This is a genomic window from Synechococcus elongatus PCC 6301 (genome assembly GCF_000010065.1).
GTDB classification, from domain to species: Bacteria; Cyanobacteriota; Cyanobacteriia; order Synechococcales; family Synechococcaceae; genus Synechococcus; species Synechococcus elongatus.
The window spans coordinates 1605277-1618727 of the sequence record NC_006576.1 but is presented as its reverse complement, the minus strand read 5'-3'; the positions used below and the strand labels follow the sequence as shown (position 1 = coordinate 1618727).

The window sequence follows — 13451 nt, the reverse complement described above, 5'->3', positions numbered from 1 at the left end:
CTTCTGCGGGAATTCCAAAGCCATGACGGCGATCTCCTCTGCTCCTTTTTCGGCCGATGAAATTGCTGGTGAGGGCATCAAACCCGAGGAGTACGATGCGATCGTCGAGCGACTGGGTCGGCACCCCAACAAAGCCGAGCTAGGAATGTTCGGCGTGATGTGGTCAGAGCATTGTTGCTACAAAAACTCACGACCGCTGCTCAGTCAATTTCCGACAGAGGGCCTGCGTATCCTCGTTGGTCCTGGTGAGAATGCCGGTGTTGTCGATCTGGGTGATGGACTGCATCTGGCCTTCAAAGTCGAGTCTCACAATCACCCCTCTGCTGTAGAGCCGTTCCAAGGGGCAGCAACGGGTGTAGGCGGTATTCTCCGCGATATTTTCACGATGGGAGCTCGCCCGATCGCGATTCTCAACTCCCTGCGCTTTGGCGACCTCGAGCAACCCCGAACGCGGCGACTGTTCCACGGCGTGGTCTCGGGAATTAGCCACTACGGCAACTGCGTCGGCGTGCCGACGGTGGGTGGTGAAGTCGCCTTTGACCCGGCTTACAACGGCAATCCCTTGGTGAATGCCATGGCCTTGGGGCTGATGGAAACCGACGAGATTGTCAAAGCAGGTGCTTCAGGCATTGGTAATCCGGTGCTGTATGTCGGCTCCACAACCGGTCGCGACGGCATGGGGGGGGCCAGCTTTGCCAGCGCTGAGCTGAGCGATGAATCGCTGGATGATCGCCCCGCGGTGCAGGTTGGTGATCCCTTCCTCGAAAAATCGCTGATTGAAGCTTGCTTAGAAGCGTTCAAAACAGGTGCTGTTGTTGCTGCGCAGGACATGGGTGCGGCGGGGCTGACCTGCTCCACGGCAGAAATGGCGGCCAAAGGTGGTGTCGGCGTTGAGCTGGATCTGGACCTGATTCCCGTGCGCGAAAGCGGCATGGTGCCCTACGAGTATCTGCTCTCGGAATCCCAGGAACGGATGCTGTTCGTGGCTGCAGCTGGTCGCGAGCAAGAGCTAATCGACATCTTCCATCGCTGGGGGCTGCAAGCGGTCGTCGCTGGCAAAATCATCGCTGAGCCGATCGTGCGGATTTTCTGGCAAGGCGCGATCGCAGCGGAAATTCCCGCTACTGCCCTCTCCGACAACACGCCGATCTATCACCGGCAACTCCCCGACGAACCGCCTGCTTACGCTCAACAGGCTTGGCAGTGGACGATTGATCAGCTTCCGGCAGCTACCGAAGTTGGCTGTGGTGATCGCAGTTGGAATGATTTGCTGCTGACTCTGCTGGATAGCCCCACGATCGCCTCTAAGCGCTGGGTCTATCGCCAGTACGACCACCAAGTCCAGAACAACACGGTTGTCTTGCCGGGGGCAGCAGATGCCGCTGTGGTGCGGTTACGACCGCAGATGGGCGCTGCTGCGCTGAAAACCTCCAACAAGGGTGTGGCAGCCACCACCGACTGCAATGCTCGTTACTGCTACCTGCAGCCCTACGAGGGGGCAAAAGCAGCGGTTGCAGAGGCGGCCCGCAACCTCAGCTGTGTTGGTGCTGAGCCGCTAGCTGTGACCGATAACCTCAACTTCGGTAGCCCTGAGAAGCCGATCGGCTACTGGCAGTTGGCGGAAGCTTGTCGGGGTCTCTCGGAAGCCTGCCGCGAATTTTCCACGCCAGTGACGGGCGGCAACGTCTCGCTCTATAACGAAACGCTGGATTCAGACGGGAAACCCCAGCCGATTTACCCGACGCCGGTGGTCGGCATGGTCGGCTTGGTGCCCAACCTCGATCGCGTCTGTGGTCAGGGTTTCCAATCCGTTGGCGATCGCCTCTATCTGCTTGGTCTGCCAACCCAAGCGGCTGACGATCGCCTCAGTTTGGGGGGGAGTGAATATCTCGCGATCGCCCATCAAACCGTAGCGGGGCTGCCGCCTCGGATCGATTTTGATCTAGAGCGGCGGGTGCAGGCGGTCTGTCGTCTTGGCATTCACCAAGGCTGGATTCGATCGGCCCACGACAGTGCGGAAGGCGGCTTGGCTGTGGCGATCGCGGAATCGGCGATCGCAGGTTCCCTCGGTGCTCGGGTCAATCTGGGTGAACTGGTTGGCCATCGTCCCGACTGGTTGCTATTTGCCGAGGGCGGTGCGCGGATCCTTGTTTCCGTCGATCCGGCACATGTCGCGGTTTGGGAAGCCGAGCTACAGGCACAAATTCCGGCAGCTTGGCAAGCGATCGGCACGGTTACTGAAGCCGATGCTGGACTGGCGATCGCCGCTGGAAACCAGCCCCTCGTCCAGCTTTCCGTCGATCAGCTCCAGCAGACTTGGGGCGGGGCGATCGAACGTCGTTTGGCTAAAGACTAACCGCTAGGGTTAAGTCATTGTTAAATTTGCATTAGCCGCTACAACGCTGGCCATCTTTTTGCCAATCAGGAGCTCTGCAAGGGCATGATCCCGACTCAGCCGCTGACCGCCGACCTGGATTGCGATTTGGGCCTGGAGCGACCTGACCGCCCCGAAGAAGCCTGTGGGGTTTTTGCCCTCTACGCACCGGGCGAAGAAGTGGCGCGCATGGCCTATTTCGGGCTGTACGCGCTCCAGCATCGTGGACAAGAGTCTGCTGGCATCGCCGTCTTTGAAGGCGATCGCGTCATGCTCCACAAGGACATGGGCTTGGTCTCCCAAGTCTTTGATCCCGAAATCCTGCAGCAACTGCAAGGCAGCCTTGCGGTCGGTCATACCCGCTACTCCACCACGGGATCAAGCCGTATTGCCAACGCTCAACCGGCGTTGCTGGAAACCCGCCTTGGGCCGGTGGCCTTGGCGCACAACGGCAACTTGGTCAACACGGTTGAGTTGCGCCAAGAGCTGCTAGCTAAGAACCACGAGCTGACGACCACCACCGATTCAGAACTGATTGCCTTCGCGATCATGGAAGCAGTGGCAGAAGGCCAGGACTGGCGCGGGGCGATCGAGTCTGCCTGCCGCCGCAGCCAAGGAGCCTTTAGCCTGACGATCGGCACTCCTGAGGCACTCTACGGCACCCGTGACCCCAATGGCATTAGGCCGCTTGTGCTGGGCACGCTGGAGAGCAATGGCCAAACGCGCTATGTGCTTTCTTCTGAAACCTGCGGTCTCGACATCATTGGTGCGGACTACGTGCGCGATATCGCACCGGGTGAAATGGTGCGGATTACAGATGCAGGTCTGGAAAGCTGGACTTGGGCCGAGGCGCCGCAGCCGAAGCTCTGCGTCTTCGAGATGATTTACTTTGCGCGGCCTGATAGCCTCTTTCACGGCGAGTCGCTTTACAGCTATCGCCGCCGCATCGGCCAACGCTTAGCCAAGGAAGCTCCGGCGGATGTTGACCTCGTGCTGGGTGTGCCTGACTCCGGTATTCCGGCTGCGATTGGTTTTTCTGAAGCGCTGGGCATTCCCTACGCCGAAGGGTTAATCAAAAACCGCTACGTGGGGCGGACGTTCATCCAGCCCACCCAATCGATGCGGGAAACGGGCATTCGCATGAAGCTCAACCCTCTCAAGGATGTCTTAGCGGGCAAACGCATTGCCATCATTGACGATTCGATCGTGCGGGGAACAACCAGCCGCAAACTGGTCAAAGCTCTGCGGGATGCGGGTGCAACGGAAGTGCATATGCGGATTTCTTCACCGCCTGTGACGCATCCCTGCTTCTACGGCATTGATACCGACACCCAAGATCAGCTGATTGCTGCCACGCGATCGGTCAGTGAAATCACTGAGCAGATTGGTGTCGATTCTCTGGCTTACCTGACGGAGCAGGGAATGCTGGAGGCGACCCGAGAAAGTATTGGTAACTTCTGCACGGCTTGCTTTAACGGTCGCTACCCGATCGCAATTCCCGAGGAGATCAAGCGATCGAAGCTGATGCTCGAAACTGTAACGGCCTAAGTCGATTACAGATATCCACAGGCGATCGCAGCTCTACTCCTTGAGTGCAGGCTGCGATCGCGGATGTTGCCAAGCGGCGTAAAACAGCAAAAGACTGAGCAGCGCATAACCGATCGCCCATTCACTACCGGCTCCCCAACCTAGCTGAATCACCGTGTCTGAGGTAATCCATTCGTAACTGTGGATCAGGCCGATCCAACTGAGTACTGCTGCAATCAGACTACAGAGGGCCGCCCAACCGAACTGGCGATCGATGATGTAGACCGTCATCGCTGCCAACAACATGGCCGAAAAAATTTGCCCTTGCTCTAAAGCCAAAACTCCTGACAAGTAGAGGTCTTGGCGCTGAAACGGTTCGATCAACGCAGCGCTAAAGGGTCTTTCAGTCGTTCCCAAACCAGCGATGCGCAGACTGGTTTTAATCGTCTGGGCACCCCAAGCGGCAATGCCCGGCATGAGGCCAACGACCACGGCGGGTGCATGGGCGATTGGTGTTGTTTGAAAACTTTGGGCGCTGATCACGATGCCAATCCAGAGCACGATCGCCATGCCCGCATCGATCGGAATGAAGTAGGAAAGCAGGCCGATGGTGCCAGTCAAACAAATCGCGCCCATCACCAATCCATTCAGCCAGGAATAGCCCACCTTGGCTCCTAGAGCCTTCCAGCCGGGGTGGCCGATATAGATTGTGGTCGGGAAACAGGAGCCGCAGAATGCTGCCACTAACGTCCCAATGCCGTTGGCCGCGAGACAGGGTTTCGTCGGATAGCGATCGCCCGCTGCTTCTGCACTTTCGAGGTTTTGTAGACTGCCGACGAGATTAAAGAGTCCCATTGGCAGAATCACGCTCAGCTGCGAGAGCAAAATCGATCGCGATTCCCAGATAGCGGCAAGGTAAAAGTTAGGGCCATGCCAGCCAATTGGTTGCAGTGCCAGCTCAAAGTTAGTGCTGTCCCAGCGGGAAAGACCAGTGATCCAGGCCAAAGCAGTGCCCAAGAGAACCGCGAGCAGACCGCCGGGAATCGGAAATTTCATCCGACCGAAGTAGGTCAGCAAAATCACGCCAAAGGGCACCAATCCGACGATCGGATGGGCGTAGGTTCGGAACAGGAAGCCTAAGGCGATGAAGGTGATCGCAATTCCGGCCAAGGTCGAAAGCAGCGCGGCTCGCGGCAGCCAACGCCGTAGGGGATCGCTGACCCATGCGCCAAACAGTTCGATCAAGCCTGAGCCTAGGCAAGCTACCAGCCCTGCCGCCCATGAGGCTTCGATCGCGGCTTCTTCCGATAACCCTTGACTGAGAGCTGCGAGTTTGACGGGCAGCATCACCAAGAAGACGTAAGCAAACAGGCTGACGGTGTTGATGCCGTAGGGAATCGCCGTGCGATCGCTCGTGCCCTCCTGCTCATCCAAGCGGTAGGCTAGCCAGCTGTAGTACACGTTGCCGACAATCAAGCTGAGGGCGATCGCAGGCAAAATCCGTTCATAGACCAAGCTGGGTGGATAGCCCAGTAAGCCTTGGCAGAGCCCAAGGATCAGCAGAATTTGAATCAGGTTATCGAGGGCCAGACCGAGGAATCCATCCAAGTCTTGCCCGACAAACCAGCGAGGGCGATCGCGATTGAGCATCAGGATTGAGAGCGCAACGACAAACGCTGCCGCTCATTCTGCTGGCAAGTGCTGAGAACTGCAGCGTCTGCGCTAACGATCTTTTGAATCTGGTACAGAACTGGAGCGATTGTTGGTAGAGGGCTGCGCGGCGTGGAGCGATCGCCAGGCGGCTTTGACTCCTGCCGTCAAACTGCGAGTCGTGCGCTGAGCATTCGTGGCTTGCTCCCGCACGCCCTGTAGTCCTGCATCCAGTTGCTTGACCACAGAACCCGCACTGCGGATGCTTTCACTCATCTCATCCGTTAGCTCACTCACTTCTAGGCCAGTCAGCCGCATGGCTTCTAGCGTTGGTGGCAGTTCACGGGAGAGCATATCCAACAGGCGCTGCGCACTCCGAGCCGTTCGAGCCAGTTCTTGCACGGCTGGAACGGCCACCCAGAGCAGTACTGACAAGCTGGAAGCAACTAATAAAAAGGAAATCCCCAGCCAGAAAATGGGCGTCATGAGGCCGACTGATCGGGGCTAGAGGACTCATGCTCACTGACGGATTCCGCCGCGATCGTCGTCGTTTGGCATTCCTGTTTGGCTGCCGCCACACCCGATCGCCAAGCCTGTTTCAGACGCCCACGCACCGTGCCCCAGCGATCGCCCACTACGACTCCTAGCCGTTCCGCTTGTTCCTGCACCTTTTCCGTAACTTCAGCAGTGACCTCGGGCAGATGCTCCAAGGATTGCTGAAGAACAACGCGAGTCTCTTTGCCGCGCCGAGGAGCCGTCAAGAGCGCTGCGATCGCCCCAGCGGTTGCCCCCAGCAACACACCACTCCAAAACTTGTCGCGCGAAGAGGTCATTGGGCTGCCCGAGACTTTTTCGGTGGGGTGAACAGAGGAACCCACGGCTGCAAGAGTCCCAGAAATTTCAGCAACAGTTGCCACTGCTGCCACAGTTGCCGCAGCCGTAGATACTGCCAACGACTTTGGCTCACCTGATCAGCCGCCTGCTGTAAATCAGCCGGAGCTGCAGCCAGCACCGTACTGACCTGTCGGTTGACCTGCCGTAGCTCTCGCCGCCACTGGCGCAGATAGCCGCGCAAGCGCCAGACCTTGCCAGCTGCCCACAACAGCACCAGCGCCAGAATTCCGTTTGCGATTGCGATCGCCCAAGTCAGCACAGCCGAAGGCTCAAAAATGCTCCCTGCAATGATAGCGACCTTCTTCTGAGACCGCAGGCAAACTGCGATAATAAAAGGCTGTTTCAACAGCGGAGTGGATTGTCATGGGTCGCGCCAAGCGGGTGGTTCTGGCCTATTCAGGAGGCGTCGATACCTCGGTCTGTATTCCCTACCTCAAGCAAGAGTGGGGCGTTGAAGAGGTGATTACGCTGGCCGCTGACCTTGGCCAAGGCGATGAACTCGGGCCGATCCGCCAAAAAGCACTCGACTCGGGCGCAGTGGAATCGCTGGTCATTGATGCGACTGCTGAGTTTGTCCGTGACTATGCTTTTCCAGCCATTCAAGCCAACTCCCTCTACGAAGGCCGCTATCCGCTCTCGACGGCTTTGGCGCGACCGCTGATCGCCAAGCTCTTGGTTGAAGCAGCAGCCAAATATGGCGCTGACGCCGTTGCCCACGGTTGCACAGGCAAAGGCAATGACCAAGTTCGCTTTGATGTCTCGATCGCTGCACTCAATCCAGATCTGAAAGTGTTGGCACCAGCACGGGAATGGGGCATGAGCCGCGAGGAAACGATCGCCTACGGTGAGCGCTTTGGTATTCCGGCTCCTGTCAAAAAATCTTCGCCCTACAGCATCGATCGCAACCTCTTAGGTCGCAGCATCGAAGCGGGTCCGCTGGAAGATCCGCTGCATGAGCCGCTAGAAGAGGTCTACGCCCTCACGAAAGCGATCGCCAACACCCCCGATGAACCGGCCTACATCGAGCTGGGCTTCGATCAGGGGCTGCCGGTGACGCTCAATGGTCAGGCATTGGCACCAGTTGCGCTGATCCAACAACTGAATGCGATCGCCGGCGAACATGGCATCGGCCGCATCGACATGATCGAAAACCGCTTGGTTGGGATCAAGTCCCGAGAAATCTATGAAACTCCGGCTCTGCTGGTGCTGATTCAGGCCCACCAGGATCTGGAAAGTCTTGTCCTGACTGCAGACGTCAGCCAGTACAAACGTGGCATTGAAAATAGCTGGTCTAACTTGGTCTACAACGGCCTCTGGTACAGCCCGCTCAAAGCAGCGTTGGATGCCTTCATTCAGCAAACTCAACAGCGGGTGACGGGTACTGTCCGTCTGCGACTATTCAAAGGCAACGCCACTGTCGTCGGCCGCAGCTCTGAGCAGTCGCTCTACAGCCCTGACATGGCTACCTACGGCGCTGAGGATCGATTCGATCACAAAGCTGCCGAAGGCTTTATCTACGTCTGGGGTATGCCAACTCGTATTTGGTCGCAAACTCACCGCGCCTAAATCTACATCAGGCAAGAAATTCCTAGGAGGCAAGGAGTGATCGCCCTTGCCTTTTACGTTTTAAAGATGATTAGGCGAGTCGGCTCTAAAGCGATGGGTCTTGGCGACGGTGCAACCACACCTGTCCCACCACCACGAGGGCAACCGCTCCGAGAGCAAACAGTCCTAGCTGGGCCAGCCAGCCCATGATTTGCTCCAGCGGCACCACTTGGCCCAAAAAGTAGGCCAGACAAACAGTCGTGCTACCCCAGAGCACCGCACCCATAGCGTTGTAGAAGAGAAACCGCCGGTAGGGCATGCCCGCAATGCCTGCGAGGGGACCTGCAAAGATGCGCAGGATGGCAATGAAGCGACCGAGAAAAACGGCTTGGGGGGCATTGCGACTGAAGCGATCGCGGACTGAGATCAGCTGCACTTCGCTAAATCGAAACCACTGTCCCATGCGATGCAGAAGCGGCCAGCCACCCCAGCGGCCTAGCCAGTAGCCAAAGCTATCTCCGAGGATGGCGCCCCCGATCGCGCAGGCTAAAACCCCAGAGAGGTTCAGTTCCCCACTGCCCGCCAAAAAGCCCCCAACGACGGTGATCGTTTCACCTGGAAGCGGAATGCCTGCATTCTCAAGCAAGATCCCCAGAAAAACAGTCACATAACCGAAGCGGTGGGCTAGGTCTTGGACCGTTTCTAAGGAGAACAATTCCAAAGGCATGGACATCTCTGCGATCGCATGGCCTAGATCGTAACGGACATAACAAAATTGCGGGGATCAATAGGGTCTGAATTTTTCCCCCAAGGCTGTCGAGGAGTGCTACCGATCGCGCTTGGGGCCAGCGATTATTGCAGGGCCGAATAGTCTGGAACGTAGGTGCGCAGCGGCAGCTGGACGGGTTGATGGGTGGGTGCTTCAGGCAGTAGGGGCAGCTCATCCATTAGTTGAGCTTGGAGCCGTTGATTTTCTGCTTCAAGGAACTGCAGACGGGCTTGCAAGGGCTGCAGTCGCTCTTCGAATTTGCGTTGATAAACCTGGGGTAGTTGCAGGAGTTGATGTTCGAGCGGTTGATTGCGGGCTTTGAGCTGTAAATAGTTCTGTTGTAAGTCCACTGGTGGTTGATCGGAGCTGATCGGAATGGACTCAACCGCGATCGCGTCAGCAGCCTCTGAAGCAGTTGCCGGTGCTACCTGCCGATCAAGTTCTGTGTAGAGCTGGTGAGATAACTGTTGAATCAGTTGATCGCGCAGCAACAGTTCTTCTTGGAGGCGCTGCAGTTCTGCATAGAGCTGCTCTGGCGGTGGTTCGGGGAAGCGAGACATCGCAGCGATCGCCACTCCAACGTTCGAGGACTGCTGAAATTTTTGATTACTCTAGCACCTCGATCGAGACTCCCCTAGGGGCCTTGCTCAGCAAAAAAGCCCACTGAAAACAGTAGGCTCTCACGCGAATCCAGAACTTTGATGTCCTAGCGATTGCAGTCTCTGACTAGGCTTCGACAGCGACCGGTGCGGGCGGACGGACTTCTTGCTTGACCGTCAAGAACCGCAGAACCTCTTCACTTAACCGCAGTGCACGCTCCAACGGGGCAATCTGCGAGCCGTCGCCGGTGTAGTTGATTTGGACGTAGATGCCTTCGCGCTGTTTATTAATCAAGTAGGCGAGACGACGCTTGCCGCGATGCTGTGTATCTTGCACCTCTGCACCTGCTTCGGTGAGCGGCGTTTGGTACTTAGCGATCGCTTGCTCAACTTGTTCCTCCGTCAAGTCTGCACGGAGGATGTACGTCGTCTCGTAGTAGAAGTCCTTCATCAGAACCAATCCTTATGGTCATGGGGCTCCAAACCTTCAGCTGGTTTTACCCAGTGAGTTTGAAGCAAGGATCTTTTAGTTTACCGAAAAATGAGGCTCAGCGATCGCAGCAAGTTCTTGCCGACTGAGGAGGCGATCGCGGCAGCAGTGTTTGCCCGAGGTGGTCAAAGGAGCAGTTTTGGTAAAAGTCTAAAGGAAATATAAAGACTGCTGCCTTGCGGGACGAGCAATGGACTTCTCTACCCTAGGGAAAACTGATTTAGAAGTGAACTAATCGCATAGATGATTTAATGCGTACCTTCTTTTCCACTAACTACTATTGGAATTAAAGGACACTTAAATTTAGGAATCGATCCATGTCTGCCAACGCGTTGGATACCAAGGGTCAGCAGAGAGCCTTACGTCTTTCCAGTCTGCTCCAAGAGATTCGTGCCAACTTGGTTGGTCGTGCTTTGCCGGCTCGTGCTGAAGTTCTGGTGCATGAAAGCTTATCGAAACGAAAGCTCTCAAGATTACTCGGGGTCTCAGCTACGCTTATCAATAAATATGAGGGGAGTGAGATTGATCCTTGGGATATTCGCTGGAGTTTAATGCGTCGAATTTCTCGACTGGCTAATCTTTCGCTGGAACAACTCGATGCCGTTCTTAGTGGCGAAGCAACAGCGGATGGACAAGGGCGTCCTCTGGAGCAAGACCCCCACGATGTCTTGCTCTCTCTGCGGCAGTTGATTGAACAGTTAGAAGTTCACATTCAAGCCCGGGAGTCGAGTACCTCAGCTGATGCGCCGGTACCTTGGTTTGGACGTTATCTGCGGACCTTATTGGCCGACCAAGCGCAAGAGTCTGGGCAAAAATTGGAGACAGTTATCCAAGCCTTCATTCAGGCGCTGCCGAGTGTGGCACCCGATCAAGCCCAGGCGCTGAAAGCGGTCTTAGAGAATAAGGCTGATTTCACGCGGCAGCAAGTCCAAGAAAACTGTGCTGCGATCGCGACAGCCCTAAGTGCAGTGATTGAAGTCCCGGTCACCCCGAGCCAATTGCTGGCCATGCTGCCCGATCAATAGCTGATCAACCTGCAGTGGCTCTGGTAAGACACTGGAGATCACAGGATGTAGCGACTACTGCTGTACATCAACTTGAGTCCCCCAACCATTGCAGCGATCGCAATTAAAAATTCCACCAAACTAACAGGCGAGACAATAATGCTAGTGCTATAGAAAATCATAATGATTCCGACCACCATGATTCCCCAGCCAATGTTGCTGAGTTTCCCTGGGATGAACAGCAGCGCCAAAATGCCTGCCACAAAGATGATGACGGAAGTTGAGGCGGGAAAACCACCCCAATCAAAGCTGGAACTTCGGGTTGTAAAGAAGATTTTCTGGCCGACTTGATAAATGCCGTAAATGACTAAGCCAATACCAGCGAACAGTTTGAGTAAGTTCATCACAATCCTATGGGGAGCAAGGTGTTCACTGAGCCAGAGATCACCCAAAGTATAGTGGCAGCCTCAGAGAGTTTTGACTGCCTTGAGATTGGGTCTCAACAGAGCTAGCAATTGACGATTGCGGACTGAGGTACCCACTATGCGATCGCTCCAGTAGGCATCACTCTACTCTGACCAGCGTCGCAGCAGGTTGGCATAGGTTTTTGAAAGCAGGTCAAACTCAATGCTCTTGCCCTCGCGGGTAAACAGCGATCGCCGAGCTGTATCGAGGTCAAACAGCAGTTCCCGCTTAGCAGGGTCGCGGATCCAACTTTGCACCCAGCCCACGCAGGCAAAGCGGTAGCCTTGCTCAACGGGATCAACACGGTGCAGGGTGGATGAGGGATAGAGCAGCAACGATCCGGCGGGCAACCGATAGGCCTGTTCATCGCAGGCCCCTTCAATCACTAGAGCTCCACCGATGTAGCGGTCGGGATCGCTCAAAAACAAAGTGAAGGATAAGTCAGCCCGATCACGGCGATCGCCACTTCCCATCAGAGCATTATCCACATGGCGACCATACTCCATGCCAGGTTCATAGCGACTAAACAACAGGCTGTGAACACGCTGGGGATAGGCTGCTGCCTCAAAGAGGGCATTATTCTGTAGTGCCGTTTGCACTATCTCTTGCAAACTCTTCGCTAAAGTACTGGTGCGGGAGAGCTGCTGATTTTGCTTGACTAGCTGTGCATGCCAGCCGGCTGTCGCGCGGCCATCGATAAACTCAGCTGTTTGTAAGCTGCTTTGGATCTTGTTGAGCTGAGCGGCGTCGAGCAAGGCATCGATCGTGATAATCACTAGCTTTTACAAGGAAGAGCAGCGATCGTAATCATAGCGATCCCTGACTGCCAGCCAAGCCTTATGCCCACAGTTCTGTAGGTTTTGAAATCTAGCGAGAGGGCAACAGGCTAGGGTTTTGCAGCGGGTGATGGGATAATTCCTAATGCTAAAAAATCCTAATAAGGATCATCACTGTGCGCTTGAAACCTGTTGAGCTGTTTTTGGCCCTTGGGCTGGCGACGACTGCTGTGGCCTGTGGTCAACAAGCCTCGGAGCCGACCAATCCCACAACTCCTGAAGTGACACCAACGACCCCTACCAATCCTGCACCGCAAGCAGCTCCTGACGGTGGAGAAGGGGGTGAAGGCGGCGAAGGCGGTGAGGGTGGAGAAGGCTAGATTCCGGATTTAGCCTTGCTTGTCAGGATCTTTCAGTCTGTGTCGGACTCGATCAAAGTTTCAAACCTCGGTTAGATAGGGGGTGCGCCATCACTCCCTACCGCCGCGATCGGCATTTTTGCTACATCACTAGCCTTGAGGGGTGGAGCTGATCGCCTGCGGAAAGCTTGACCTATGCGATTCGGCGCGGTGACTCTTCGACAGCGTTGGTCACCTCCGCGATCGCGGAGCGCTCAAGTAGTTGATGCGATCCACCAGTGCCGGATCATCCTGTTTTGAGTCGATTGCCATCGCTGAGAGTCGGGGTGTAGACAGACGAAGCGTCGAGGGCTGGCTAAAATGACACCGCCTGCTTTGCCTACGGAATGAGCCCTCTGCCAGAGGAACATCGATGTCGTCCGGTCTCAAGATTTCACCGCAACTCCGTCAAAAAATCGATCGCGAGCTGGATCTGCGTGAAAAAATTCTCTGGATTGGGCAACCGGCGCCCAGTTTGATGATTTTGACTGGTGGGACCCTCGCGATCGCGCTGTTCGCAGTTCCGTGGACAGCCTTTTCGGTGTTTTGGATGTGGGCAGCGCTGGGTTTCCAGTTACCCAATCTCAGTCGAGGATTTCAGCCACAATATCTGTTTGCGATGTTTGGCTTGCCATTTTTTCTCATTGGGATTGGCATGCTGCTGAGTCCTTTTTGGAGTTGGCGCCAGGCTTTTCAAACGGTCTATATCATTACCAATCAACGGGCGATTACCTTTGAAGGGGCCGGTAAGACAACAATTCGTAGTTACTATCCACAGCAGTTCAATAATCTCTATCGTAAGGAAGGGAATAACGGGATTGGCGACGTGATTATCGCGGCCGAAACGACCCGAGATAGTGACGGCGATCGCCAACGACGCGAATTAGGCTTTTTCAATATTCGCGATCCAAGGGAGGTAGAAGCGATCCTCAAGAAACTGGTGCAAGAAAAACGGTAAAG

The 13451-nt window shown here is 55.7% G+C and carries 15 protein-coding genes; 6 read left to right on the top strand and 9 right to left on the bottom strand.

Annotated elements, in window-relative coordinates; genetic code table 11:
- Nucleotides 1-22 precede the first annotated feature (22 nt).
- Nucleotides 23-2356 carry a phosphoribosylformylglycinamidine synthase subunit PurL gene (purL, locus tag SYC_RS07930; RefSeq protein ID WP_011243804.1) on the top strand — a complete coding sequence of 778 codons (2334 nt, stop codon included), beginning with the start codon at nucleotides 23-25 and terminating at the stop codon, nucleotides 2354-2356.
- A gap of 84 nt (nucleotides 2357-2440) precedes the next feature.
- Complete coding sequence (purF, locus tag SYC_RS07925) at nucleotides 2441-3922, top strand: amidophosphoribosyltransferase (RefSeq protein ID WP_011243803.1); 1482 nt, start codon at nucleotides 2441-2443, stop codon at nucleotides 3920-3922.
- Nucleotides 3923-3955: 33 nt separating this feature from the next.
- On the opposite strand, the gene SYC_RS07920 is transcribed toward purF, so the two are convergent.
- From SYC_RS07920 to SYC_RS07905, 4 genes are all read right to left on the bottom strand, one after another.
- Complete coding sequence (locus SYC_RS07920) at nucleotides 3956-5551, bottom strand: permease (RefSeq protein WP_011243802.1); 1596 nt, start codon at nucleotides 5549-5551, stop codon at nucleotides 3956-3958.
- Nucleotides 5552-5623: 72 nt separating this feature from the next.
- On the bottom strand, nucleotides 5624-6037 hold the full coding sequence (locus SYC_RS07915) for a hypothetical protein (RefSeq protein ID WP_011243801.1): 414 nt from the start codon (nucleotides 6035-6037) through the stop codon (nucleotides 5624-5626).
- Nucleotides 6034-6384 carry a YtxH domain-containing protein gene (locus SYC_RS07910; RefSeq protein ID WP_011243800.1) on the bottom strand — a complete coding sequence of 117 codons (351 nt, stop codon included), beginning with the start codon at nucleotides 6382-6384 and terminating at the stop codon, nucleotides 6034-6036. Before SYC_RS07910 ends, SYC_RS07915 begins: the two co-directional genes overlap by 4 nt.
- The gene (locus SYC_RS07905; protein WP_011243799.1) at nucleotides 6381-6704 is read right to left on the bottom strand and encodes a hypothetical protein; all 324 of its coding nucleotides are present in this window, start codon (nucleotides 6702-6704) and stop codon (nucleotides 6381-6383) included. Before SYC_RS07905 ends, SYC_RS07910 begins: the two co-directional genes overlap by 4 nt.
- Nucleotides 6705-6808: 104 nt before the next feature.
- Here SYC_RS07905 and SYC_RS07900 point away from each other — a divergent pair, with 104 nt between their 5' ends.
- On the top strand, nucleotides 6809-8011 hold the full coding sequence (locus tag SYC_RS07900; protein WP_011243798.1) for an argininosuccinate synthase: 1203 nt from the start codon (nucleotides 6809-6811) through the stop codon (nucleotides 8009-8011).
- An 85-nt stretch (nucleotides 8012-8096) separates the two neighbouring features.
- On the opposite strand, the gene SYC_RS07895 is transcribed toward SYC_RS07900, so the two are convergent.
- The 3 genes from SYC_RS07895 to rpsF all read right to left on the bottom strand — a co-directional run bounded on the left by SYC_RS07895 (nucleotide 8097) and on the right by rpsF (nucleotide 9809).
- Entirely contained in the window at nucleotides 8097-8717 is a 621-nt protein-coding gene (locus SYC_RS07895) for a DedA family protein (RefSeq protein WP_231621371.1), read from the bottom strand.
- 125 nt (nucleotides 8718-8842) lie between these two features.
- Nucleotides 8843-9334 carry a hypothetical protein gene (locus tag SYC_RS07890; protein ID WP_011243796.1) on the bottom strand — a complete coding sequence of 164 codons (492 nt, stop codon included), beginning with the start codon at nucleotides 9332-9334 and terminating at the stop codon, nucleotides 8843-8845.
- Nucleotides 9335-9485: 151 nt separating this feature from the next.
- On the bottom strand, nucleotides 9486-9809 hold the full coding sequence (gene rpsF, locus SYC_RS07885; RefSeq protein ID WP_011243795.1) for a 30S ribosomal protein S6: 324 nt from the start codon (nucleotides 9807-9809) through the stop codon (nucleotides 9486-9488).
- A gap of 356 nt (nucleotides 9810-10165) precedes the next feature.
- Between rpsF and SYC_RS07880 the strand changes: the two genes are divergently transcribed.
- Nucleotides 10166-10873 (top strand): hypothetical protein, encoded by a 708-nt coding sequence (locus tag SYC_RS07880; RefSeq protein ID WP_011243794.1) that lies wholly within the window; start codon nucleotides 10166-10168, stop codon nucleotides 10871-10873.
- A gap of 38 nt (nucleotides 10874-10911) precedes the next feature.
- Here the strand turns inward: SYC_RS07880 and SYC_RS07875 are convergent, their stop codons facing one another.
- Both SYC_RS07875 and SYC_RS07870 read right to left on the bottom strand, forming a co-directional pair.
- Nucleotides 10912-11256, bottom strand: a complete 345-nt coding sequence (locus SYC_RS07875; protein ID WP_011243793.1) for a hypothetical protein — start codon at nucleotides 11254-11256, stop codon at nucleotides 10912-10914.
- Between the two features lie 165 nt (nucleotides 11257-11421).
- Nucleotides 11422-12093, bottom strand: coding sequence for a Fe2+-dependent dioxygenase (locus SYC_RS07870; protein ID WP_011243792.1), 672 nt, complete (start codon nucleotides 12091-12093; stop codon nucleotides 11422-11424).
- A gap of 176 nt (nucleotides 12094-12269) precedes the next feature.
- Between SYC_RS07870 and SYC_RS07865 the strand changes: the two genes are divergently transcribed.
- Nucleotides 12270-12473, top strand: coding sequence for a hypothetical protein (locus SYC_RS07865; protein WP_039755514.1), 204 nt, complete (start codon nucleotides 12270-12272; stop codon nucleotides 12471-12473).
- A 391-nt stretch (nucleotides 12474-12864) separates the two neighbouring features.
- Complete coding sequence (locus SYC_RS07860) at nucleotides 12865-13449, top strand: hypothetical protein (RefSeq protein ID WP_011243791.1); 585 nt, start codon at nucleotides 12865-12867, stop codon at nucleotides 13447-13449.
- The last annotated feature ends 2 nt before the right edge of the window (nucleotides 13450-13451 follow it).